The organism is Armatimonadota bacterium, assembly GCA_022563855.1.
Lineage (GTDB): Bacteria > Armatimonadota > Fimbriimonadia > Fimbriimonadales > Fimbriimonadaceae > JADFMN01.
This window is the reverse complement of record JADFMN010000005.1, coordinates 1-24,180: the sequence shown is the minus strand read 5'-3', so window position 1 is coordinate 24,180 and position 24,180 is coordinate 1. Positions and strand designations below refer to the sequence as shown.

Here is a 24,180-nt window from a genome sequence, read left to right as displayed (position 1 = left end):
CGGCCCGGCCTTGCAAGGAGCCGTGCCTCGACTATACTCTTGACATGGGAGCAGCGGACCCGCGCTTGGCGAAGTCGAGTCATCGCCCCCTCCGGATTCTATTTCTCGACATCAACGCTTACTTTGCTTCGGTCGAACAGGCTGATCGCCCTGACCTGCTCGGCCGACCGGTAGCGGTTGCGCCGGTAGTCGGACGCTCCGGCACGATCATCGCCGCGAGCTACGAGGCTAAGGCGTTCGGCGTCAGAACCGGCATGAAGGTGGGAGACGGACGCGACCGGTGCTCAGAACTGCAGGTCGTGGATGCCCGCCACCGCCTATACGTCCAGTATCACAAGAGGGTTCTTGAAGCGGTCGATTCCGTGCTGCCCGTCGAGAAGGTCCGCAGCGTCGACGAAATGAGCTTTCGGCTCTTGGGCGACGAGATGAAGGAGGACGTATGCATCAGCCTAGCAAAGCAACTGAAAGCCGCGATCAAGACGCAGGTGGCAGAGAACATCACTTGCAGCATCGGCATCGCGCCGAACACATTTCTCGCCAAGCTTGGCACCGATCTGCAGAAGCCGGACGGGCTCGTCGTGATCCGCGCCGAGGACTTGCCAGCGCGACTCGCTGGCCTGGACCTCAAGACGTTCGCCGGGATCAACACGAGGATCGAGGCGCGCCTTCGAGCCAGCGGCATATTCAGCTCCGACGAGCTGATCGACCGAACGCCAGAGCAGCTCCGTCGTGCGTTCGGCTCGATCATCGGCGAAAGGTGGTGGTACCTGCTGCGCGGCTACGAGATCGCCGATGATCGCGAAGCCCAGAAAAGCCTGGGGCACTCATCGGTGCTCGCTCCTAAATACCGGACGCGCCAAGGCTGTCACGACATCCTGATGCGGTTGATCCAAAAGTCGACGGCCAGACTCCGAGGACAGAATCTCAGGTCAAGCGAGGTGCACTTCAGTGTGATCGGCTACGAGAAGAGCTGGCATGTGTCCTCGCACCTCCCGGCCAGCAACGACGATCAGACCGTGCTGGAAAAGTTCAACCTGGCCTGGGAGTCGAGCGAGTTCGAAGAGCCGTACCAGGTCGGGCTCACGTTCACGAACCTGAGCGACGAGCACGGGTTCACCGGCAGCCTGTTCGACGACCAGCAGGGCCGCGAGTCCGTCAGCCAAGCCGTAGATCAAATCAACGCCCAGTTCGGCAAGAACGCGATCCACCTGGGGAACGTGATGCGAACCAAGGACGAGGCCTCCGAGAAGATCGCGTTCGACAAGACCGAGCTGTTCAGCGAGGGCAAGGGAGACAACGATTGAGCGGGACTTTTCTAGGCCCCGATAGATTCCGGCCTCGGGAAGCGACTAACCAAGTACTGCCAGGCCGGAGATCGACTTCGACCTTGGGCTGGGATACTCGATATGACGACGAAAGAGGCGCTGCAAGCGGCAGAACACTGGACGTGGGAGGAGGGAGCCACTGTTATAACGCCGTTTGAACTGCAGAGCCGGTACTTGGACGACGTTTGGAGATACGTCTCGGCGCGCCTTGACCAGCGTGAGGACGCCGAGGACGTCGCGATGGACGTGATGGCTTCGGCGTTCAAGCGCATCAACGACGGCGCGAAAGTAGAGAAGCCGCGACTGTGGCTGCTCGGGATCGCCCGCAGACGAGTCGCGGATATGCTCCGGAAGAAGTACCGAAGACGCGAAGTTCCGCTGGAGGGACTGGACCCTGCGGTAGAGCCCGGCAATCTGGAGCGCCACTCTCTGAACTCCGTGCTTGACGAGCTGAGCGACGACCACAGTCAGGCGCTGGTTCTCAAGTACGTCAACGGACTCTCTACCGAGGAGATAGCAGTCGTCATGGATCGAACCCGGGACGCAGCAAACAGCCTCTTGCAACGGGCTCGCGAGGCGTTCCGAAGTGCTGGGAGCGAGGCGTTCCCCGACCTGGCAGGTGTGGAGGAAGAACGATGAGCAAGGACATGAAGGATATTTTTGAGAAGTTGCCGATGGGCGACAAGGCGCCGCAAGGATTGCGGAACTGGACCGAGTTTACGTCTCGACAGCCGCGCGGGAAGTCTTGGTTCGACAAGCGGTTCAAGTGGGCGTTCGGCGGTGTCGCCGCAGCTGGGCTCGTCGTCGCGGCGGTCATGTTCATGACTCCTCAACAGGCTACGGCTAAGACTTGGGACTTGATCACGAACGCGTACGATGACATCATAACCGTGTACATCGAGATCGACGTCGCCGAGGATGACGAGGATTACAACCTGGTCTTCGCGATGAAGGGCAACCGGTGGCACGCGTCGCTTGACGGCAAGGCTGACATCTCGTACGACGGCAGCGATCTCCTCATTTGGGAGTACGGTTCTGACACGGCGATGCTGGTTCAAGTGCCGTTTGCGCTCAATTTCCCGGCAGATAAAGTCATCAAGCAACTGAGATTCACGAACATCATGAGCCACCACCACGACGAGGCCGACGTCGACATTTCCGCGATCGTCGTGCGCGACGGACGCAGCGTGTACGACGTCATCGTGCGAGACGGTTCGATGGTCGCGTATCTGACCATCGATGCGGGCTCCGACCTGCCGCTCAACGTGACGGTGACCGAGGACGGCGTGACGAAAGCAGAACTGATGTTCCGGTTCAACGAGGACGTCGACGAGTCGCTGCTCTCGCCGGTCTTGCCGACCGGAATCAAGTTCGAAGTCCTGAACTTCGCCGATCTGCGCGACGGCCCCGACGGTTTCAACTTCGACTTCTTCGGCCACGACCAAGACGATGATCACGAGGTCACCCCTCCGCGCACTCCGACGGCTGCATAGCAGAGACTCTCGATCAGTCGGCCCCGATTCCCTAGCGGGAGCCGGGGCCTTCTTCTTGGTGGTCGGCGAGCCTAGCGGTCAAGCGCCAGCCGAAACGTTGTCGACCCTGATACCGGCTAGAACTACTCTGCGCCTTCGCGCGGAAGGAACTCGCGCGTCGAGAACCAGTATGCGCTGAGGGCCATCATCGCGACACCGATCCCAAGAAGCACTGTCCAGCCCGCCCAGACTGGGATCGTGTTGGCGCCGCTCCCCGCGATTAGATTGATGGGCGAGGACACGTCGTGTCCCGGATGGGTGGCGATCGCGTCCATATAGCTCAAGATCGAGAGGTAGTAAAGGTCGCCGGGCATGTTGGACACGAACGACTCCCAGAAGAACGCGAATCCGACGCAGAACATCATCGACTTGTTGATGACAAGAGTGATGAACGTGAAAAACGCGCAGTAAGCTGTGGCCCCGATCAGAATGACCAGCAAATCGTTCCAGAAGAACGACGAAGTGAGCACGCTGCCTCCGAGCATGCCAAGTCCAACTGCTCCTAATGCAAGGGATCCCGCCAGCATCACTGCTACGATCGCCGCAAGGCAGCGCGAGACGATCATGACTCCACGTGGCACGGCGCGCGTCACCGTGTACTCGATGGTCAGCTGTTCGACCTCCTGGCTGACGATGCTCGCGACGAAGATGGCCGCAGCGAGCGCGACGATCCTGTAGACGATCTGTCTGGCGACTGCGCCGTATGCAACGTCGTGTGCGATCCCGCTAGAATACGTAACCCAAAGTACTCCGGCCCCACCGAGCACGATCGCGATCAGCACCCAGGGGATCACGCGGTTCACCCTGAGCATATCCTTGAGCATTTGGGAGAAGGCGTAGAAATTCATCAGGCCTCCACCAAGTATTGGAACACCGCTTCCAGGTTGTTGTCGGGGCTTTCAAAGCCGAACATGCGAAGGTTTTCGTCGAGGACCAGCCCTGGGAGCGCGTCGTAAAAACGATCCACCTCGCGAGTCCGGATCTCGACCTCCTTCTCGCTCGCATCGACCTCCACGCTGATGACGTACGGCAGAGCCATCAGCCTGGAGGCGACCTCGCGCGCCTGGTCGGTGAGGATTCGAACGCGGTGCGGGTGTCTGTCGATCAGTTCGCGTATCGAGCGCAAGTCGCCTGCGGCGAGCAGCCGTCCTCGGTGCAGAAGCAGGATCGACCGGGTCATCTCCTCCACCTCGAAAAGAATATGGCTCGAAACGAGCACGATCTTGCCCTGGTCTGCGAACTCTTGCAGGAAGTCCATGATCTCGCGCCGACCGACCGGGTCGAGCCCACTGAGCGGCTCGTCCAGCAGAAGCATCTCGGGATCGTGGATCATAGCCTGGGCGAGTTTGATGCGCTGCCGCATCCCCTTGCTGAACCCCCGCAGGCGCTTGTCGCAACGGTCGGCCATGCCGACGCGCTCGAGCATCTTCTGGGTCCGACTGGCTGCCTCGGCCTGGTGGAAGCCCATGTATCGCGCCATGCGATGGACGAACTGCCGACCGGTCAGGTGCTCTGGGAACGAGTCGATCGCCGGGCAGTAGCCGATCCGGCTGTAAATCGCCGCGTTCGCGAACGGGTTCTCGCCAAAAACCTCGACCCGACCTGTCGTCGGTCGGAGCTGGCCCGTGATCAGGCGCATCATGGTGGTCTTGCCAGCCCCGTTTTGACCGAGAAGCGCAGTGACGCCGGGGCCGATCTCGACGTTGACGTCGTTGAGGCCGATGACCTCGCCATACCAGCGGGATGCGTCCCGGAACCGGATCACTTGACCACCTCCACAGCGCGAATGCGCTTCCAAGCAATCCAGACGGCGAGCCCGCCGATGCCGAAAATCATCGGATAAGCCTGCATCATCTCGGGAGGGCCGGATATGAATGGTCCGTCGTCACCGCCCATGAAACGGGCACCGTCCGAGTCGAGCCACAGCTTGACCAGCCCTGACGTAATGCGGTCGATCGAGAGGTAGGAGAGCCTCTCCAACAGCTGCGAGTCCACACCCCGTGCGTTCAACATGATTCCGGACATCACCCGCACGAACAGATACGGAAAAATGAAGACCCCGACCAGGGTCGCGCCAGCCATGCGCCCTTGGTTGAACAGCGAGCTGATCCCGATCGCGATGCTGGTGTAGAACGCCGAGACGACTGCGATCGCCATCACGACCTTGACGATCATGAACGGGTCCTGGGAGATGAACTCCATCGCTCGGTAGTTGAACGCGCCGTAGACGTAGAAGATCAGGGACGGAGCGAGCATGAATCCGGTCAGAGGTATCCACACGCCCACCCACTTTCCGATGAGGTAGTCGCGCTTGGTGCACGGCTTGCTCAAATAAACAAGCATGGCGTTGGACCGGTTGTCGTTGGCGATGGCGCCGCTCGCGAATGCGACGGCGGCGAACAGCCATCCGAAACACCCTTGGCCGATCCCTTGGATGAACTGGTCGTCCCAGTTGAGCCCGCCGAAGAAATCCGTGGCCTGTCCTAGGCCAGAGGCGTTACCCATAGAGAGCTGATCCATGACGAACAGCACGATCAGCATGACGAGGTAGTACCAGGACGCTGCCGCACCGGTGAAGAACCAAAACCTGCCGTTCTGTTTGAGGGCCGTGCGGACGCCGTGCATGGCGATGACCTTCCAACGCTTCGTCGGCGGGTCGAGCTGCCCGTCGTAACCACGGTATGAGAGGTCGGCGATCGGGCCGCCTGTGCTAGCCACTGATCGCCTCCAGGAACGCCTCTTCGAGCGACCGTTGGGCTACGCCCAGCTGCCTGACTTGCACACCTGTTTCACGAGCCGCCTCGAAGACCAGCTTGGCGATTTCGTCGAGCGTCCCGTCCCCATGGATCCTGTACTCGTGCCGCTTGTTCAGCTCAATGCCCAATCCCCGCGCCTGGACCGCCGTGACGAAGTCCGGCGAGTCCTCCTTCAGTTCCACGTCGATCGGATGGCCCTTGACCGTCTTGAGGTCGCGGATCGGCCCCTCCTTGCGCAGCTTCCCCTCCAGAAGAACGATGACGTAATCGCATATTCGATCGACGTCCTTCAGCAGGTGGCTCGAGACCAGACAGCTGACACCCTTGCCGTGCGAGACGGAGCGGATCAGCTCGAGCATGTCCTCCCGCCCTCGCGGATCCAACCCGTTGGTCGGCTCGTCGAGCAACAGCAGCTTCGGTCCGTGTACGATCGCCTGAGCTAGCTTGATGCGCTGTTTCATTCCGGTCGAGTACGTTTCGACGTTGCGGTATCGCGCCTCTCCTAAACCGCAGTACTCCAGCACCTCGTGCGAGCGCCGCAGCGACTGGTTGCGCGGAAGACCGGCAAGCTCGCCGGCGTAAGCGACGAACTGAACCGCGCTCATTCCGGGGATGTGGCAGTCCTGCTCGGGCATGTAGCCGACGTTCTGCCGGATCATCGGTCCCTCGGTCGCCAGGTCGTGGCCGAGAATCCTCCCGCTTCCCGCAGCGGGCTCGATGAAGCCCAGCATCGTTTTGATGAGCGTCGTCTTGCCTGCGCCGTTCGGGCCGAGCAGCCCGACGCACCCTTCCGGCAGGGCGGCTGTGAAACTGTCCAGCGCCACAAAGTTGCCGTACTTCACGGTCAGGTTCTCAAACTCAGCGATGGACATGGAGCGTCGGCCTACTGGCCCAATACGGGGGGCCAGCCCGGCCCGTTGCCTGGTCCCAGTGAAAGGTATTCTGGCACGATCATGGATGAGACGACTCTGGTGCTGATCAAGCCGGGCGGAGTGGAAAGAAAACTGGTCGGCGAGATCGTCGGGCGGATCGAGGCGCGCGGGCTCAAGATCATTCGACTGAAGCTCATCCGAGCGGAGCGGTCGATCGTTGAAGAGCATTACGCCGAGCACGTCGACATGCCGTTTTTCAAAGACGTCTGCGACTACCTGACCAGCGCGCCGATCGTCGCGATGGCCGTGCAAGGAGAGAACGCCGTTCAGACGATCCGCACCATGATGGGCGCGACGAATCCGGTCGACGCAGCACCCGGCACCGTGCGCGGAGACCTCGCGCTCACGATCGAGGAGAACCTGACGCACTCGGCGGCCGATCCCGAAGCTGCCGCCCGCGAGCTGGCTTTGTGGTTCCCGGACGGCACGGCGTAACCTGACGCGCTAGGAGTTCTACTCCGCCCTGCGTGCAAGGCGGCAGACCCTCTCCTTCGGCCGCGAACGGTTCTCGAGCTCGCCTCTGTGGCGCTGATTTCCAGACCTGCAATGGGCGAACGAAGGCACGCTGTGAGGGATTTGGAGCGCGGGCGTTCGGGCAAAATGTGTCGTACAATCCAGTCTGATTAGACGTCTTAACTTTGCAGACTGGAGAGAATGATGAGGAAGTACTTTTTGCTACTCGCGCTCGCGATGCCGTTCGCTGCGGCGGCGCAGTACACGATCGAAGACCTGGGAACGCTGGCATGGGACTTTAGCGAGGCGCAGGGCATTAGCTCCTCCGGCCATGTCGTCGGTTCCTCATATAACAAGTCGGGACTTGCACGCGCGTTTCTCTGGCGGGACGGCGGGATGACCGACCTCGGAGCATTGGGGGGCAGTTTCATACGTAGCTACGGGAACGGTGTGAACGTTCTCGACCACGTCGTCGGCCGATCGACCAGCCAGTGGGGGGCGGCCACCCAGGCGTTCCTTTGGGTCGAGGGCGAAATGACCGTTCTCGGTACGCTCGGTGGTTATAACAGCGTGGCGTACAGCATCAACGACTCGGACCAGGTCGTCGGCTGGGCTGAGGCGAGCGGGGGTAAGCTCCGCGCGTTTCTGTGGGAGGGCGGAACCATGAACGACCTCGGTACGCTGCCCGGCGGCGACGCCGCAATCGCCTACGGCATCAACAGCCTCGGCCAGGTTGTGGGCTTTAGTTTAATCGGCAACAGGATGTCACGACCGTTTCTATGGGAGAACGGGACGATGACGGACTTGGGAACGCTCGGGGGCCGCTACGCCGCCGCCAGCGCGATCAACGATTCGGCTCAGGCGGTCGGCATTTCGGAGGTATCAGCAGGTGGACCGGAGCACGCGTTCCTGTGGAGCGGCGCGGTCATGACCGATCTGGGCGCGCTGGGGGGTGCGGACAGCTATGCGCTCGACATCAACGCCGCGGGCGACGTCGTGGGCGGGAGCGACGGGCGCGCGCTCTTGTGGAGCAGCGGGGCGATGACCGACTTGAACGACCTGCTTCCCCCCGGCGCCGGGTGGGAGCTTCTCAGCGCAAGAGAGATCAACGATGCCGGCCAGATCGTCGGCTACGGGGAGCACAACGGAGATGGTCGCGCATACCTGATGACCCCTGTTCCCGAGCCAGGAACGTTTGCCGCGCTGAGCCTCGCTCTTCTGGCGCTGGCCAGACGGAGGAGGAGATAGAGATGGCCGGAAGTTGGGAAACTGTTGATCCGAACGATTGGCCTCACGAACTCGGCCAGCCCGGAGTGATCGCCATTCACATGATCCACCTTCACTCTGACGTCGACTGTTGCTTGCGGAAGAATACGAAGTAGCAGACCGCGGCTGCGGCAATATAGGCAACGCCGATGAGAGCGGCATTTCGAGAGCCTTCGTCCATGAACGTACCGACGATCACGGCGAGAATGCCGACCATGAAGAGGATCGGCACGACCGGATACAGCGGCACCCGGACGGCTCTTTCGGCATCAGGCCTCCGCCGGCGGAGGACGATGACGGCGAGACCGGTCAGACCCATGAATACGGCATCGATCAGCACGACTCCCGTTAGGAGCTTGTCGACGCCATCTGCCTTGGCCGCCCAGAGCAGAATGAGGCCGAGGCCGCTGATGAGCGCGATGGCCCAGACCGGCGTGTGGAACTTCTTGTGCGGTTCGCCGAACGGCTTGAAAAACCGGCCGTCTCGGGCCATTCCGAAGAGGAGCCTCGGGCCGGAGAGCAACTGCGCGTTGAGTACACCGAAGGCCGACAAAGCGACCGCCAGGGCGGCGATCCGCGCTCCGGTTCCGGGCAGGACTTGCGATACCGCCTCGGCCGCAATCGCTTTGCTGTTGGCGACCCCTGAGTCCCCGAGCAGGTGCAGGTACGCCCAGTTTGCGAGCATGTAGACGACGATCACAAGAGCTACGCCACCAATCATGGCGCGCGGGACGTTCTTGCGCGGTTCTCGTATCTCCCCGCCGATCCACAGTGCGTGCTGCCAGCCGCCGTACGCAAAGTACACGCCTACGAACCCGGCGAATAGCAAACCCATCGTACTCGCTCCAGCCTGGGGCTCAAGTGGTGAAGGCGCTGCTGGCTCAGCGAACAAAGCCAGGGCTCCCACCGCGATCAGAGTGGCGACCTTGGCGAAGACCGTGACGTTCTGGACAGTCGCGCCGTACTTGACCCCGACGATATTGCTCAACGCAAGCCCCGAGATCAGGACGGTCCCTATGATCAGCGCCCAATGGCCTCCGGGCTCCGAACCCGTCATCGCGAAGCCCAAGTGGTTCGCACAGATGATCGCGATGATGGCTGCTACGCCGCACTGGATCGCGGTGGCGTTGCAGAACACGAACAGGAACCCGCCGAGCGGGCCGTATGAGTCGCGCAGGATCGAGTACTGCCCGCCGCTGCGCGTGTACATCGTGCCGAGTTCGGCGAAGCACAGAGCGCCGAGCATTGCGATGACGCCGCCGATCATCCACGCAACCATCGCGAGGCTGCCACCGCCAGTCGCAGTGACCACTCCGCCCGGCGTCAGGAAGATGCCAACGCCGATGATCGAGCCGACGACGATCGAGATCGCGCTGACCGGGCCAAGGACCCTGTTCAATGACGGCTTTTCACTCATAGCTTTGTCTCTGCTGGCGACGGGCAATCTTGCGCAGGGAGTATACGCCAGCGAACTCAACCTGGCGCTATTCCGCTGTGCTAAGGTGTCTCAGTGCTTGGCTCCTTCTGAGAGTTGACGCGATGGAACCTCACGATTTCGGCTGGATATCGCTCTTGCCGCCGCTGGTAGCTATCGGGCTTGCGGTGTGGACCCGGCACGTCTTCCTCTCGCTGTTCACGGGCATCCTCGTCGGCGGGTCGATCCTCAACTGGGATCCGGATCGCGGGATCATTTCGGTGAATCCTCTTGAGGGGTTCGTCACGGTAATGCGCGACTTCGTCGTGCCCTCGGTCGGCAACACGGACAACGCGGCGGTGCTGATCCTGCTCGTCTGCATCAGCGGGTTCGTGGCGCTGATGCAACTGTCCGGGGCAATGACCGCGTTCGCGTTCATGGCCAGCAGGCACGTCACAAACCCGTTGCGCGCGCACGTTGCGGTGTGGTTCTCGGGGCTCGTGATCTTCTTCAGCGATACGGCGAACACTCTGATCCTCGGCCCGGTGTACACGCCGATCTTCGACCGGCTGCGGATCTCGCGCGAGAAGCTGGCGTACCTGATCGACTCAACCGCCTCGCCGGTCGCCGTGCTCGTTCCGACGACCTCTTGGGGCGCGTACATCATGGGCCTGATCATCGCCGAGAACGCCAACATGACTTCGGGAGAGGCGATGAAGACTTTGGTCAGCGCGATCCCGTATCAGTTCTACGCGCTAGGGTCTCTGGCGCTGATCCTGATTCTCGCGTTCTTCAAGACCGACTTCGGCCCGATGCGCGGAGCCGAACGGCGCGTTGCCGAGACTGGCGAGCTATTCCGCAAAGGTGCGACTCCGCTGCGAATCGAGGTGCCTCAAGACGTGCCCGAAGACGCTGCAAACAAGGCGTGGACGATGGGCTGGGGGTTGATCGGCCTCTTCGCGGGCACGATCGTCATGTTCCTATACACGGGCGGAGTTTGGGACCGCCCTGACCCGACCCCCCTCAAGGACGCGATCTCCAATGCTGACGGCACGCTGTCCGTGATGCTCGGGTTCATCGTCGGCTCGCTCGTAATCGGCGGGCGGATGATCGCGCGGAAGACGAAGGGCACGAAGGTCGTTGACGAGTGGATCAAGGGCGGCGCGGCGATCTTTCCAGTGCTGGCGATCTTGGTGTTCGCGTGGTCCCTGGGCGCCATCTGCAACAACGACAACCTCGGCACGGCGGGCTACGTGACGCAGATCGCGCAACAGTCGTTGCCCGTCGTGTGGATCCCAGCGGTTATCTTCTTGGTCGGCGCGGCGATGTCGTTCGCGACCGGCACGTCTTGGGGATCGTACGCGATTCTGATGCCGATAGCGATCCCGCTTGGGAACGATCTCGGCATCTCACAGGCGCTCGTGATCGGGTCGGTGCTGAGCGGCGGGCTGTTCGGAGACCACTGCTCGCCGATCTCCGACACGACGATTTTGGCCTCGATCGGGTCTGCCTCTGATCTGATGGACCACGTTCGTACCCAGTTGCCGTACGCGCTGCTCGCCGCGCTGGCAGCGGCTATCGCGTACTACGTCGCGGCCAAGACGGGCAGCGCCTGGGGGCTCGCCGCGTGCATTGCAGTGCTGGTGGCATTCGTCGCGTTCATCTGGATGATGCGTCGCGGGAGAGCGTCGGCGTCTACGTGATCCGCGAGGGAAGGAGCTTGAATCGCCGTAATACGTATCCCCTCGCGATTGGGATTTGCTGCGACGATCCCCTCCCCTTTGGGGGAGGGTTAGGGAGGGGGTCCGGATCACCGCCATGAATCTGGCCCAGGAAAATTTGAAGCGCGGACTCTTAGTCCACAGACATCGTGATTCCGATAGATCGCGGGTGATGTGGCTGATGAAAGCCAAGGTCGCACTGGAGCACGACCCTCCATTGTGGTGCGGGTCTCCAGACCTGCGCGCGAAGGACGGACCGCGTACAGCGCGGTATCGCTGGAGGGTGACGCTCCTGCGACACCGCGCTCTCGACGCGATGACGCTCGGCCCCCTCCTAACCTCCCCCGGCCACGAACGTCAGCCACGAATACCAGCCAGCAGGCGGGAGAGGGATTCGGAGCGCGGACTCTTAGTCCATCGATGTCAAGGCCCCCACCTTGCCTCCCCCGACCACGAACGTCAGCCGCGAATACCAGCCCGCAGGCCTGGGGAGGGATTCGGAGCGCGGGCTGCTAGTCCGCAGATGCCTGCTTAGGCGTCAGTCCGATTCAGTATCGTCTTCGGTGGGAGTGATTTCTACAAAGACGGACTCGAGCGACCAGGACTTGGGCATGAATCTCGCGCTTGTGTCGAGGAACCCGACTGCGCAGCCCATCTCCCCTCTCCATGCGGCCATCTCCAGTCCCCCGTGGGCGTTCTTCTCATGTGAAGATGACTCGAACACGAGGGGGACTGAGGTTGGATTCATCACCTCGAAAGTCTTGACTCCGGAAAGCTCTTCGAAGAACGCGAAACGAGTGGGGGACGTCCGCGGCCAAGCTGTTAAAAAGGCATCATAGTTGTTAAGATACGGCTGCACTGCATCCGCCCAGTTCTCTGCCAGCGGCAGGCGGTCGTCGTTATCCGCCGCGTACAGCAAGAAGGCCGTGGCAAGGCTCTTAGCGTGCCCCAACGACTCTCGAACCAGGATACGGTCATACTCCTTGTCGTTTCCCTGGATCGGCCACAGAAACTGGGGAAGCATGACAGCAAACGCGACCACGACCAAGAGAAGAAGCAGTTGATTCACGCGGCTAATTTTCGTCCACCTCCTCACCGTCTTCCGAATCCGGCTTGAAGCTCAGCACGATCGGCGACTCCGGCCAGGGCGGCTTCCGACTACTGACGTGCGTATCCAGTGTCGCGAAATAGTTTGTATGGCCGTTCCGAGGTTGGTCGGGCAGCGTCGAAAGATCTCCTGTTGCGTTGCGCTCTAACAGCGTTGACTGGAACAGCATCGGGAAATCCCACGGATTGGCTACGGATGCAATCTCGATACTAGAAAGCGGCTTGTAGAAGGCGAACCCGTACTGGCCGTCCTTTCGCTCTGATAGCTCCGGATCGATCAGCGTCTCCTCTGCTATCGGGTATTGACCCTCGCGCGAAACGATAGAGTCCATCCACCGTTCCGCTACCGGCAGACGTCCGTCGAAGTCCTCTGCGTACAGTGTATTTGCCGTCGCTAGCCTCTTCAGGTTGTCCATCGTCCGGCTGTAGCCGCCGTTCTTGTCCTGCGCGAACACGGGGAAAAGGAGTGCCGCGATGAGGATGACAACGAAGACCGCAATGACCAGCTTGCCCCACGCAAACCCACGGTCGCGCCGTGAACACGCGCTGCCTTCCCGCACCACTCGGTAGCTGATCAGCCGTTCCATCCTTGTGCCTACTGCATAGGATATCAGACATTTCGCAAGAATTCGTCGACCGCTTTGCTGTCGCCGAATTGTCACTGAGTAGTCACCTCCGTTCAACCCTCCTTTCAGAAGGCCGTCGGCCGCTTTGCCGTCGCCAGGTTGTCGCCAAGTGGACACCCCCGTTCAACCCTAGACCCTTGACCCTTGACCCATAATCACCGCCCACCGAGACCAGACAACTGAACGCCTTCGATGAAGTACCGCTGCGCGAAGAAGAACAGAAGCAGCACGGGAATCGTCGCAAGCGTCGAGAACGCCATCATCAGCCCGAACTCCGCGCCGCGCTCGCCTTGGAAGATCTGCAGCGCGTAGGCGATCGGCATGTTCTCGGGTGTCGAGATGTAGATCAGCGGCCCCATGAAGTTGTTCCACGCGCCCAGGAAGGTCCAGATCGCGATGACGGCCAACGCCGGCTTGATCTGCGGCACCATGATCTGGAACAGCGTGCGCACGTAGGTGCAGCCGTCGATCTTCGCGGCGTCCTCGAGCTCCATCGGGATCGTGCGGAAGAATTGCATGAGCAAGAACACGTTGAACGCGCCTGCGAAGAACGTCGGAACCCAGATCGGGTACAGCGTGTCGATCCATCCGAACGATCGGAAGATCAGGAAGGTCGGAAGCATCGTCACGGCCCCCGGCAGCATGAGCGTCGCCAGCATCACGATGAACATAAAGTTGCGCCCTGGGAACCGCAGGCGCGAGAACCCGTAGCCGACGAGAACCGACGAGATGAGCGTACCGATCACCGACATGATCACGAGGATCATCGTGTTCTTGACGTAGACTAGCCCGTGGTTCGTGTCCGGAGGTAGCCACTCGAGCATCTCCGTGTAGTTCTGCCATCGCAATCCGATTTCGCGCACCGGGTCGGTGTCTGTGATCGCCACGACGATCTCTTCGCCCCGCCGCGATTCGGGCTCGGTGATGTTGACGCGGCGCTCACCCCCCTCCATCTCCTCGATCACGTAGCCGACGACCTCGACGCCTTCATGAATGGTCGAAACGACCGGCGCGAGCCGCTGAATTGCAACCAGATCGGCTCGATCAATAACAACCCGCCTGCCCCGGTAGCCGAACGGACGCTCGATCTCCATGAGCACTCGGCCGCCCGTGCGCTCCTCGGCGATCACGCCGCGCATCTTGTTGCCTCGACTTCTGAACTCGTAGAGCGGATTGCGAACGTCCGTGAACGCGACGACCTGCTGCACCCTCGGAATCCAGACCATTCCGGCCGTGGTGGTGATGTCGCGATCCTCTTTGAAGCTAGTGATGAGCAGCCAGATGAACGGGAGTCCGAACACGACGCAACCGGCGACGAGCGTAATGTGCGTGACGACGCTCTTGGCGAGCCCGCGAGTGCGTGCGTTTCGCTCGGTGTAGACCATCACTGCAATCGCTGCTATAGCCAGTACGACCAGCCCGATGACCTTGGCCGGCGACATCTGAATCTCTCCGCGGAACACCGTTACCGCACCGTCAGTCGCGACGAACCACCACACCCAAAGGCCGCACACGCCCGCCCAGATCGCCACTGTATTCAGCCGCTGCGCCCTCTCAGCGGCCGTAATCGCCGAGATCGCCTTGACGGCATAAATGACCATGAACACCGCGGAACCGAACGCGAACAACCCCTGGAACGGAGCCATGAACCAAACGAGCGGAACGCTCCACGGTTCCGTTTGAGGCAGCCCGGTCTCCATCGGCATGAACGCGCCGATGAGCAGGCAGACGCCAGCCACAATGCTCGCCGTTACCGCACGCTTCTTCAGGTCGGCACTGTTTTCAAAGGCGGCGCCGAACCATGCTCGAAACGCAAAGAGCGCGGCTCTGAATACGGCGAACCAGCCAACCCACGTGAGCACCGCGCCGACGACGAACAGCCACTGCTGGCTCATTTGTCAACCTCGTAATGCACCCATCGCGGCGCGACCTTGAACTGGATCAGCGTGATGACCATGACGATCGCGAAGATGAGCCACGCTAGCGCGCTCGCATAGCCGAGCCGGAAGTAGTAGAACGCCTCGCGGAACAGGAAGTAAACCGGCACGAGCAGCGAGTCGTTCGGTCCCGCGCCCTCTCCGTTCACCGCGACATAAATCTGATCAAAGGTCTGTAGAACGCCGATGCTGCCCATGATCACGTTGAAGAAGATCAGCGGGCTCAGCTGCGGTATCGTGATCGCCCAAAACCCCTGCCACGCCGTCGCGCCGTCGATGCTTGCAGCCTCGTACAACTGGCGCGAAATCCCCTTCAGACCGGCGAGCCACAGGATCATGCCGCCCCCAGCCCCCCACAAGCCCATGGTGATCAGCGCCGGCTTTGCCCACGACTCGACGGCCAGCCAGCCAGGTGGCCTGGTCCCGAACCACTCCGTGATCGTGTTTTCCCAGAGCGCGTTGAGAATCCCGCGACTTGGATCGGGATCGAGTATCCATAGCCAGAGGATGATGCTGGCGATCAGCGGCACCACCGACGGCATGTAGTAAATCGTTCGGTAGTAGCGGAGCCCGCGCACGCCGGTGTTCAGCATCATGGCGATCGCGAGACCCGTGATGATGCCGAGCGGGACTCCGACGCCGCCCAGGTAGAGCACGTTGAACAGCGCCTTCCACAGCAGCTCGGCGTCTGCGACGAATAGGTCGCTGTAGTTCTGCATCCCAACCCACCTCGGGGCGGAGAAAACGTTGTAGCTGGTGAAGCTCATGTACAGCGAAGCCGCCATCGGCCCAAGCGTGAACACGACGAACCCGATGATCCACGGCGCGGCAAAGATGTATCCCCAGATCGCTTCGTGCCGGGCGAGGCGCCCCAGTTTTTGCCGCTTCCACCAGCCGACGATCAGAACCGATCCGAAGATAAATCCGACCAGGCCAATGACCACCGGAATGCGCAGATCGGCGAGCGGGAGCTGATCTCTGCCGAGCACATCGTCCAAGTACTTCTGCACTCGATCCTCGCCGGATTGCAGCGCTTCTTCCGGCGTGAGGGTGCCGCGCAGCGCCCTGTCCATCGCCCGCACGTGCTCGTCCCACAGTCGCTGACCCGCGAAAGTCGAAGGGCGGAAGCGAGCGACCCCGAGCATCGAGATGTGTAGCTCCGATGCATCGCGCAGGTTGCCCGCGACCGGCATCAGCCGCTCGATCGCGAGCAGATTCGTCGAGATCTCGGCGTGAGGTCGAGGAACGTACAGCCGGCCGCGCTCGCGCTGGAGCTTTCCGTAAGAAACCATCTCCAGCATTCGCATCTCTGGGCTACAGCGGAACTTGATGAACTCCCACGCTGCATCGAGGTTGCGCGCACCCTTTGGAATCGCGTAGCTGAAGCCTCCGGCCCATGTGATGAACGTATCTTCTTCGTCCTTGAAGCGACCGCGCTTATAGAACCTATCGTCTGGAACCGGGGGCTCGGCGACCGCAAAGTTGAGCCTGGGCGCGTACCGCGCGATGCTCGGCAAAATCCAGTCGCCATCGATCTTCATGGCGATTTGGCCCTTGAAGAACGGGTCGTTCTCCTCCCCCCGCAGCGACGCCAGGAACAGATCGACCTTCTCGATCCCGCCAAGAATCTCGTAGCCGTCGATCATGAACTGCAGCGCTTCGAGCGATTCGGGCGTGTTGAGGGTGCACTCCGTCCCGTCGGCCGACATGAAGCTCGCGTTGTTCTGGAACGCGTACATGTACAGCCAGGAGTTGCCGAAGTTGGGAATGAAACCTGCGCGAACGAGCTGGCCGTTGTCGTCGAACTCGGTCAGCACGCGAGAGTAGGCGAGCGTCTCGCTCCACGTCTGCGGCGCGCTAGTTGGATCGAGTCCGGCAGCCCGGAGGTCGTCGGCCCTCTCTGCGAACGCGTCGCGGTTCCAGTACAGCACGCGCGTGTCGGCCATCCACGGGATCGCGTACAACTTTCCTTTGTACATCCCCTCGGCCCACGGCGCCACGTAGTAGTTCTCGGGCACCGGCGTGTTCGGATCGGTTGCGCGATCGCGCTCGATCAGCCAGTCGAGCGGTTCGAACGCGCCGAGGTGCGACCAGTCCGGCACGGCGAACCTGTCCTGGAAGATCACGTCGGGCGGGACTTCGCCGACGATCGAGGTCATCAGCTTCTGCGGGTTCATTCGACCCGCGCCCATGCCGAGCATCTTGACGTGGATGTTCGGGTGAAGCTCCTCGAAACGGCGGACTACGTCGTCGAGCCCCTTGTCTTCCGGGCCGATCTGGTGCCCCCAAACGATCAGATCGATCTGCTTCTCGCCTTGGGCCTGGAGCGGCGCAACGAGCGTTGCTCCAAGAACTAGGGTCAAGAGACGGAGGCAGGTTCGCATCGCCGGGTTCAAGTCAGCTTGGGCCGACCTTCTGCAAAATCATACCGGCAGCCCTGCCCTAGACTCGCGGATCAAGCGATACGTCGCCAAAGAGGCGCCGATCAGTCTGGAAAAACTGTGATCGATTCGCTGGATGTTGTCGTATACTAGGGGTGGCGGCAAGTTCCGCCAGATTCCGAGGCCTAATGCCGGGGGACCGGCAGCGGGGGACCCAAGTTTCGGGGTGAATCGCCTGTGAGGCGAAGAGTAGTTCTTGATTCTAACCCGTCAGCTAACTCCGCAGGCCAATGCAAGAACCGGGTGAATGCCCGGAGGAGGAGTCCGTTGGGAAGCCTTCTCGGTAGTCTCGCGGGCGGACATGGCGAAGCTAGTCAGATGCCGTTTGCGAGCGCGACGAGTAGCACGGGAGCCGATCGTATGTCGAGAGGTTCCAACCACTGATCTTGAGGTTCCGCGTGCCGAGAACGCACTTTATTGAGCGCGACCATAGCGAATGGATGGTCTAGGCACAGGGAGCCTTGTCGAATAGTGTCGCGAGGGCCAGCCGGTCGAAGTTGATTGGCTGGCCTTTGCTTTGTGTGACTCGGCAGGCGGTCTGTCGCTAACGCTTCAATGATGCGCTAACTGCCGCCGGGCAGCGTACTTCGAAATCCCGCGCGGAAATCGAGATAGTTCAATATGTACTCGCTGCTATCCGGGTCGCTATCGAGTGCCTCCCAAACGTTAGATTCTTGGCCGACGGGATACGCGAGGCCTCGATCTGCGCCCTCTTCAATTACAATAGCCGAAAGACCGTGCTGCAAGAGAACATCGTATGCTCGGTCGATGCTCGGCCCAGCGATGAATATCACGGCATAGTGCTCCGGTAGGTCTTGTCGGGCCACAATAATTGCTTGCCGAAAAATCCTAAACGATGTTGCCGTCAGGGCATCAGAGTTGCTAAGTGTTTTAGCCCTGTGCTCGTAAAGTGCGAGCACGATTGGAGTAAAATCGAAGTCCAGTTTGGAAAGCGTCTGTAGCGTGGCAGACGCGAACACATTGTACGTATATTCATCGTCGAACAGACCATCGACGATGAATATCGCGGCCTCAGGCGTGATGGCACCGGCCTCCACGCTTTCGCTGGTGTGAACCTTCGCCTGCTCACCCAGATCTTTCGCCCGTTGTTCGGTAGATGCTCCGACCGATTGATTTGAGTCGGACTCACTCTGCTCCGGCAGAGCCTGACCGTTGCCGCATGACCAGTTCATTACCGCAAGCCCAGCGAGGAGCCAGGGCCACAAGGCCCGCGTGGACTTGCGGAGGCTTAACAGACTCAACATGCGCACATCTCCCGCAGACTCCCCTCTGATTCGCTCGCTCACCGTACAGTAGTTCGTCGTCATCACCCAACCTCTTGTCCCCACTAGAATATGTTACAGCGTTCTGGCAAAGTTCTTCGGCTTCGAACCGGTCTTTTGAGCACGGAGCCCAATCCATCCTGGTTTTAGATGCCGACGGGTTCGCTCGAAAAACGTGGCGCAACAGTCGCGTCGATTCAAAGCCCGAGTCGTCTATACTTCCCCACGATGAGCCGCCGTCCGCCGAACGTACTGGCGATCACTATGACGGTGTTCCTCGACATCCTGTCGTTCGGCCTGTTCATCCCCGACCTGCAGCTGCGCGGCGAGAAGCTCGTCAACCGGCTTGCGCTGCCAGAAGGGTCGATGACGATCGGCCTGATCATCGGGCTCACGCTCGCTCTTTTTAGCATCGCCCAACTGCTCACCTCGCCGATTCTGGGCCGCATGAGCGATAGAATCGGCCGTCGCAAGATCCTGCTGGTCACGACCAGTATGGCGGTGCTTGCAGGGCTTGCGTATACGCAGGCCGACTCGCTCTGGATCCTCGCTGGCGCCCGTGTGCTGATGGGGTTCGCCGCAGGAAACATCAGCGTGGCGTACGCGTACATCTCCGACGTCACCAAGCCGGAAGATCGAGCGGCGGCGATGGGCAAGCTAGGGATCGCCTTCGGCCTCGGCTTCATCCTCGGGCCACCGGTGGGCGGCTACCTGATCGGGCTCGGTGGAGAGAGTCCGGTGCTGCTCGGCTTGGCGGCAGCGGCCATGGCGCTCGTCAACTTCGCCTACGTCTTTCGCTTCCTGCCGGAGAGTCTGAAGCTGCCGAGGGATGCGCCCTCCGCCGACCGCATCGGGATGGCCGAGAGCCTTCGGACCGCTTTGCGGCTGCCGGGGCTCGGCTACCTTTTGATCCTGTTCTTCGCCGTCAACTTTGCGATGTCGAACATGGAGAGCACGTACTTTCGCATGGCCCACGACGTGTTCGATCTGAGCGAGTTCCACACGGCGCTCATCCTCACTGAAGTCGGAGTCGTAATGGCGATCGTCCAGGGCGGATTCATCCGCCCGCTCGTCGCAAAGTTCGGTGAGACGGCGCTCGTCAGGGTCGGGTATTTCCTGATGGCGCCCGCGCTTGCTCTCATGCCGTGGGCACCGCCGTGGACTTGGGCTCTGTGCGTCGCCGGACTGCTCGCGGTCGGCTCCGGTCTGAGTTCGCCTTCGCTGTCGAGCCTGATCTCGCGCGCCGCGCCGGCTGCGATCGTCGGCGGCGTCTTCGGGCTCACGCAGGCTCTAGGCGCACTGGCGCGGATTGCCGGCCCCCTGATCGGCAACAGCCTGTACCAGCGCTCGCCCTGGATACCGTACGCGCTTGCCGGGGCGCTGATGCTCGTGCCGATCGTCATGGCCTTGAGGGTAAGGCAACCCGTTGACCGTGCGCGCGAGGCTTGAGCGGTATCATGGAGCGGTTCGATGCACAGCCGCCAAACCACCCTTCCGGAGGCTATTTCGATTGCCTGAAAAACGGCGCGATGCGCTCGCGACGACTCTCGGGTTATTGACGTTCTTGGGCGGCGTAGCGCTCATCGTTACGGCTTTTATTTTCGCGCGCGAGATGTTCGCCGTTCCGCCGGGCGAAGCCATTGAGGTTTCGGGCGGTGAGACGATCAATATCAACGCCACGGTTGCAGCGGCGTTCGGGGTGTTGCTCAAAGTACTGCTGCTCATCGTGATGGCCGGCATCGGCTCGATCCTCGCGAATCGCGGAATCCGGCTGTACGCGCAGGGGAATCCTGGGCTGCTGCCGACGAAACCGGAAAGAGAGAAACCTGAAGACGAGGCTTCAGAAGACAAGCCTAAGAAATAACTGTTTCGTGCCAACCAGGTGCCAATGCATCCTCCTAAACGGATCGAAGGGGCAAGAGGCAGAATCAGTACCCCCGAATCCGTCGAAAACAGATAAAGATGCCGTGGAGCGCCTAGACGCCGATCGGGTGCCAGACCGTCTTCATCTCGACGAACTTCTCGATCTGTTCCGGGCCTTGCGCTTTGTCGCTCAGCCATCCTGCGCGGGCCTTTCGCTTGGATACTCTGACCCTCTTGACGTTCTCGGTGCCCAGGTCGATGAGTTGCGCCACAGTCTGCCCGTCGCCGTCGCGGTAGTCGATCGCGTTGACGTCCATGTGCTTGGCGAGGTGCGGAATCAGTTCGTGTTTCTTTCCGCTTAGTATGTTGACCACCCCGCCCGGCACGTCTGAGGTCGCGAGTACTTCGCCAAACTCCATCGCAGTCAGCGGGTACTCGTCCGAGGCGAGGACGACGCAGGCGTTGCCGCTGACTACTGTTGCGGCGATCTGGGAGACGAGGCCGATCAACGCGGTGCCTTCGTCGGCGACGATTCCGACGACGCCGGTCGGCTCGGGGACGGTGAAGTTGAAGTAGTCGGCGGCGACGGGGTTGACGCTTCCGAACACGGCGTCGAACTTGTCAGCCCAACCGCAGTAGTAGACGCAGCGGTCGACCGCGCACTGGATTTCGATCATGTTCTGCTCGCAGGTCGCACTCCCCTCTGCGCACATCACGTCGCAGAACTCGTTCTCCCGCGCTTCGAGCATTTCGGCGATGCGGTAGAGGATCTGGCCTCTGTTGAACGCCGTCCGTTTGCTCCATCCAGAGAAAGCGCCCCGCGCGGCCTTCACCGCGTCGCGGAGGTCTTTGCGCGAGCCGTGGCAGTAGTTGGCGATGAACTCGCCGTCTTTGCCAAGCTGCTGGAGAGAACGACCGCTCTCCGACCGCACGAACTTGCCGCCGATGTACTGCTTATAGGTCTTCTTGACGCCGAGCCGGACAGCCATCATCGCACCTCCAGATATGCCGCGAGCCCTTGCTTGCCGCCTTCGCGCCCGTACCCCGACTCCTTGTATCCGCCGAACGGTGAGGCGGGGTCGAACTTGTTGAACGTGTTGGCCCACACGACGCCCGCGTTCAGTTCGCCGAGCGTCTTGAATATCTTGCTGCCCTTGTCGGTCCAGACCCCTGCGCTGAGCCCGTAGCAGCTGTTGTTCGCCTTCTGCACCGCCTCGGCGGGGGTGCGGAAGGTCATGATCGCGAGCACCGGGCCGAAGATCTCCTCCTGCGCGATGACGTGCGACTGGGCTACGCCCGTAAAGTAGCTCGGGCGGTAGAACCAGCCGCGCTCAGGGAGTTTGCACCGGCTGGTGTGGAACTCCGCGCCCTCTTCCTTCCCCGCCTTGACCAGTTGGCGGATTCGGTTGAGCTGCGCCTTGCTGTTGATCGCGCCGACGTCGGTGTTCTTGTCGAGCGGATCGCCGACTCTTAGGCTCTGGATTCTGTGGTCGAGCTTGCGGACGACCTCGTCGTGGACGCTCTCCTGCACCAGCAGCCGCGAGCCCGCGCAGCAGACGTGGCCCTGATTGAAATAGATCGCGTTGATGATCCCCTCCACCGCCTGGTCGAGCGGCGCGTCCTCGAAGATGATGTTCGCGGCCTTGCCGCCGAGCTCCAGCGTGATGTGGTCGGTCTTCGCGCTGCGCTGGATCATCTTGCCGACCTCGGTCGAGCCGGTGAAGGCGATCTTGTCGATGCCCGCGTGGCTGCTCAGGGCCGCGCCAGCCTCGCCGTCGCCGGTGACGATGTTGACGACTCCCGGCGGGAGGTCGGCTTCTTGGAAGAGTTTGGCCAACAGCAAGGCCGTCAGCGGCGTGGTCTCAGCGGGCTTGAGAACGACCGTGTTACCGCAAGCGAGGGCGGGGGCGATCTTCCACGACGCCATCAGCAGCGGGAAGTTCCAGGGGATGATCTGCCCCGCGACTCCGAGCGGTTTCGTGCGCCGTCCTGGGAACGCGTAGTCGAGCTTGTCCGCCCACCCCGCGTGGTAGAAGAAGTGCTGCGCGACCAGCGGGACGTCGATGTCGCGCGACTCCCTGATCGGCTTTCCGCCGTCCATGCTCTCCAGCACGGCGAACTCGCGTGCCATTTCTTGGATCATTCGTGCGATGCGATACAGGTACTTGCCCCGGTCGCGCGGGCTCATCGGCGCCCAGTACTTGTCGTACGCCTTGCGTGCGGCCTTGACGGCCCTGTCAACGTCCTTCTGCGTGCCATGTGCGACGTGGGAGAGTGTCTCTTCGGTCGCGGGGTTGACGGTGTCGAAGTACCGGCCTTCGATCGGCTCGACGAACTTTCCGCCGATGAAGTGGCCGTACTGATCGTCGATCTTGACGATCGCCGTACTCTCCGGCGCGGGGGAGTACTCCCACTTGTCGCCGAAGTTGAGCTTGGGTGCTCTCATCCGCCCGTTGCTTGACATCTTCACCGTCATTCGTATGTTCGTCTTAGTCTTCGCCATCTTTGTCTTAGTCCAAAGTGTAGTAGTCCGCCGACTGGTACGCGCCGGTGCGGAGCTTGGTGATCTGCATGAGCACGTCGTTCAGCAGTGTGCTCGCGCCGAAGCGGAAGAGGTCGGGGGCGAGCCAGTCGTCGCCGAGCGTCTCCTTGACCATTACGAGGTAGTGGAGGCTCTGCTTGGCAGTGCGGATGCCGCCGGCGGGCTTCATGCCGATCCTCTTACCAGTGCTCAGGTAGTGCTCGCGGATCGCCTCGAGCATGACGAGGGTGACGGGCATCGTCGCGGCGGGGGAGACTTTGCCGGTCGATGTCTTGATGAAGTCGCCGCCCGCCTCCATTCCGATGTGGCTGGCGCGGCGTACGTTGTCGTAGGTCTCTAGCTCGCCTGTCTCGAGAATGACTTTGAGCCGCGCGCTGCCGCACGCTTCTTTGACCGCCACGATCTCGTCGTAGACCTTCCTGTAGTCGCCCTGCATGAACGCGCCTCGGTTGATGACCATGTCGATCTCGTCCGCGCCCGCTTCGACCGCTCTTCTAACTTCGTCGAGCCTTCCGCCGATCGGGAACTGCCCGCTGGGGAACGACGTCGCGACGCTAGCTACATGGACGCCCGAGCCTTGCAGCGCCTTGACGGCTGTCGGGACGAGGTTCGGATAGACGCAGACCGCCGCCACGGAGGGAACGCTTGGATCGCGCGGGTCGGGGCGGAGCGCCTTGACGCACATCTGCCGCACCTTCCCGGGGGAGTCCTTGCCTTCGAGCGTGGTGAGGTCGGTCATCGAGACGACCATCTTCAAGCCTTGGAGCTTCGCGGCGGTCTTGATGCTGCGCTTGGTGAACTTCGCGGCGCGCTCGTCCGCGCCGACCTGGTCGACAGGCCGGTCGAACGCCCCTGGGGCGAGCAGACTGGTCAGGCTCGGGCGCGCCATTTGTGGCTAGAGTTTACTTGAGAGGGAGTTTGGGGTGGTTCGGGTTGGTTCGGGTTTGTGTTCAGAGGCTTGGGGGGGGGGGGGGGCGGGGTG

The 24,180-nt window shown here is 61.5% G+C and carries 21 protein-coding genes; 8 read left to right on the top strand and 13 right to left on the bottom strand.

All coding sequences use genetic code 11. The features are described 5' to 3' along the window. Nucleotides 1-44 precede the first annotated feature (44 nt). The 3 genes from IH944_07685 (at nucleotide 45) to IH944_07675 (ending at nucleotide 2,818) form a co-directional block, all read left to right on the top strand. A complete protein-coding gene (locus tag IH944_07685) occupies nucleotides 45-1,304 on the top strand; it encodes a DNA polymerase (GenBank protein MCH7904433.1) in 1,260 nt (419 codons plus the stop codon). A 102-nt stretch (nucleotides 1,305-1,406) separates the two neighbouring features. After that, nucleotides 1,407-1,964, top strand: a complete 558-nt coding sequence (locus IH944_07680; protein ID MCH7904432.1) for an RNA polymerase sigma factor — start codon at nucleotides 1,407-1,409, stop codon at nucleotides 1,962-1,964. Continuing rightward, a complete protein-coding gene (locus tag IH944_07675) occupies nucleotides 1,961-2,818 on the top strand; it encodes a hypothetical protein (GenBank protein MCH7904431.1) in 858 nt (285 codons plus the stop codon). Before IH944_07680 ends, IH944_07675 begins: the two co-directional genes overlap by 4 nt. Nucleotides 2,819-2,940: 122 nt before the next feature. Here IH944_07675 and IH944_07670 read toward each other — a convergent pair whose 3' ends face one another. The 4 genes from IH944_07670 to IH944_07655 are packed head-to-tail and all read right to left on the bottom strand — an operon-like array spanning nucleotide 2,941 to nucleotide 6,485. Beyond that, a complete protein-coding gene (locus IH944_07670; GenBank protein MCH7904430.1) occupies nucleotides 2,941-3,705 on the bottom strand; it encodes a hypothetical protein in 765 nt (254 codons plus the stop codon). Further along, nucleotides 3,705-4,622, bottom strand: a complete 918-nt coding sequence (locus IH944_07665; GenBank protein ID MCH7904429.1) for an ABC transporter ATP-binding protein — start codon at nucleotides 4,620-4,622, stop codon at nucleotides 3,705-3,707. The genes IH944_07670 and IH944_07665 overlap by 1 nt, the downstream gene beginning before the upstream one ends. Further along, nucleotides 4,619-5,575 carry an ABC transporter permease subunit gene (locus IH944_07660; protein MCH7904428.1) on the bottom strand — a complete coding sequence of 319 codons (957 nt, stop codon included), beginning with the start codon at nucleotides 5,573-5,575 and terminating at the stop codon, nucleotides 4,619-4,621. Before IH944_07660 ends, IH944_07665 begins: the two co-directional genes overlap by 4 nt. Further along, nucleotides 5,568-6,485 (bottom strand): ABC transporter ATP-binding protein, encoded by a 918-nt coding sequence (locus tag IH944_07655; protein MCH7904427.1) that lies wholly within the window; start codon nucleotides 6,483-6,485, stop codon nucleotides 5,568-5,570. The genes IH944_07660 and IH944_07655 overlap by 8 nt, the downstream gene beginning before the upstream one ends. 81 nt (nucleotides 6,486-6,566) lie before the next feature. Here IH944_07655 and ndk point away from each other — a divergent pair, with 81 nt between their 5' ends. Beyond that, nucleotides 6,567-6,980, top strand: a complete 414-nt coding sequence (ndk, locus tag IH944_07650; GenBank protein ID MCH7904426.1) for a nucleoside-diphosphate kinase — start codon at nucleotides 6,567-6,569, stop codon at nucleotides 6,978-6,980. Nucleotides 6,981-7,199: 219 nt separating this feature from the next. Beyond that, the gene (locus tag IH944_07645; protein MCH7904425.1) at nucleotides 7,200-8,246 is read left to right on the top strand and encodes a PEP-CTERM sorting domain-containing protein; all 1,047 of its coding nucleotides are present in this window, start codon (nucleotides 7,200-7,202) and stop codon (nucleotides 8,244-8,246) included. Between the two features lie 91 nt (nucleotides 8,247-8,337). Here IH944_07645 and IH944_07640 read toward each other — a convergent pair whose 3' ends face one another. Continuing rightward, on the bottom strand, nucleotides 8,338-9,663 hold the full coding sequence (locus tag IH944_07640) for an amino acid permease (protein MCH7904424.1): 1,326 nt from the start codon (nucleotides 9,661-9,663) through the stop codon (nucleotides 8,338-8,340). Between the two features lie 140 nt (nucleotides 9,664-9,803). Here IH944_07640 and IH944_07635 point away from each other — a divergent pair, with 140 nt between their 5' ends. Continuing rightward, on the top strand, nucleotides 9,804-11,381 hold the full coding sequence (locus IH944_07635) for a hypothetical protein (protein ID MCH7904423.1): 1,578 nt from the start codon (nucleotides 9,804-9,806) through the stop codon (nucleotides 11,379-11,381). A gap of 556 nt (nucleotides 11,382-11,937) precedes the next feature. Here the strand turns inward: IH944_07635 and IH944_07630 are convergent. The 5 genes from IH944_07630 to IH944_07610 form a co-directional block, all read right to left on the bottom strand. Next, nucleotides 11,938-12,468, bottom strand: coding sequence for a hypothetical protein (locus IH944_07630; GenBank protein MCH7904422.1), 531 nt, complete (start codon nucleotides 12,466-12,468; stop codon nucleotides 11,938-11,940). 4 nt (nucleotides 12,469-12,472) lie between these two features. Further along, a complete protein-coding gene (locus IH944_07625) occupies nucleotides 12,473-13,093 on the bottom strand; it encodes a hypothetical protein (GenBank protein ID MCH7904421.1) in 621 nt (206 codons plus the stop codon). Between the two features lie 194 nt (nucleotides 13,094-13,287). Beyond that, nucleotides 13,288-15,027 (bottom strand): carbohydrate ABC transporter permease, encoded by a 1,740-nt coding sequence (locus tag IH944_07620; protein MCH7904420.1) that lies wholly within the window; start codon nucleotides 15,025-15,027, stop codon nucleotides 13,288-13,290. Beyond that, the gene (locus IH944_07615) at nucleotides 15,024-17,453 is read right to left on the bottom strand and encodes an extracellular solute-binding protein (protein ID MCH7904419.1); all 2,430 of its coding nucleotides are present in this window, start codon (nucleotides 17,451-17,453) and stop codon (nucleotides 15,024-15,026) included. The genes IH944_07620 and IH944_07615 overlap by 4 nt, the downstream gene beginning before the upstream one ends. Nucleotides 17,454-18,073: 620 nt before the next feature. Next, a complete protein-coding gene (locus IH944_07610) occupies nucleotides 18,074-18,817 on the bottom strand; it encodes a hypothetical protein (GenBank protein ID MCH7904418.1) in 744 nt (247 codons plus the stop codon). Between the two features lie 204 nt (nucleotides 18,818-19,021). Here IH944_07610 and IH944_07605 point away from each other — a divergent pair, with 204 nt between their 5' ends. Continuing rightward, complete coding sequence (locus IH944_07605) at nucleotides 19,022-20,242, top strand: MFS transporter (protein ID MCH7904417.1); 1,221 nt, start codon at nucleotides 19,022-19,024, stop codon at nucleotides 20,240-20,242. Nucleotides 20,243-20,303: 61 nt separating this feature from the next. Further along, a complete protein-coding gene (locus IH944_07600; protein ID MCH7904416.1) occupies nucleotides 20,304-20,657 on the top strand; it encodes a hypothetical protein in 354 nt (117 codons plus the stop codon). A gap of 112 nt (nucleotides 20,658-20,769) precedes the next feature. Here the strand turns inward: IH944_07600 and IH944_07595 are convergent, their stop codons facing one another. The 3 genes from IH944_07595 to deoC form a co-directional block, all read right to left on the bottom strand. Then, on the bottom strand, nucleotides 20,770-21,645 hold the full coding sequence (locus IH944_07595; protein MCH7904415.1) for an aldehyde dehydrogenase family protein: 876 nt from the start codon (nucleotides 21,643-21,645) through the stop codon (nucleotides 20,770-20,772). Then, complete coding sequence (locus IH944_07590; GenBank protein MCH7904414.1) at nucleotides 21,645-23,102, bottom strand: aldehyde dehydrogenase family protein; 1,458 nt, start codon at nucleotides 23,100-23,102, stop codon at nucleotides 21,645-21,647. Before IH944_07590 ends, IH944_07595 begins: the two co-directional genes overlap by 1 nt. 64 nt (nucleotides 23,103-23,166) lie before the next feature. Continuing rightward, the gene (deoC, locus tag IH944_07585) at nucleotides 23,167-24,087 is read right to left on the bottom strand and encodes a deoxyribose-phosphate aldolase (GenBank protein ID MCH7904413.1); all 921 of its coding nucleotides are present in this window, start codon (nucleotides 24,085-24,087) and stop codon (nucleotides 23,167-23,169) included. Between the last annotated feature and the right edge of the window lie 93 nt (nucleotides 24,088-24,180).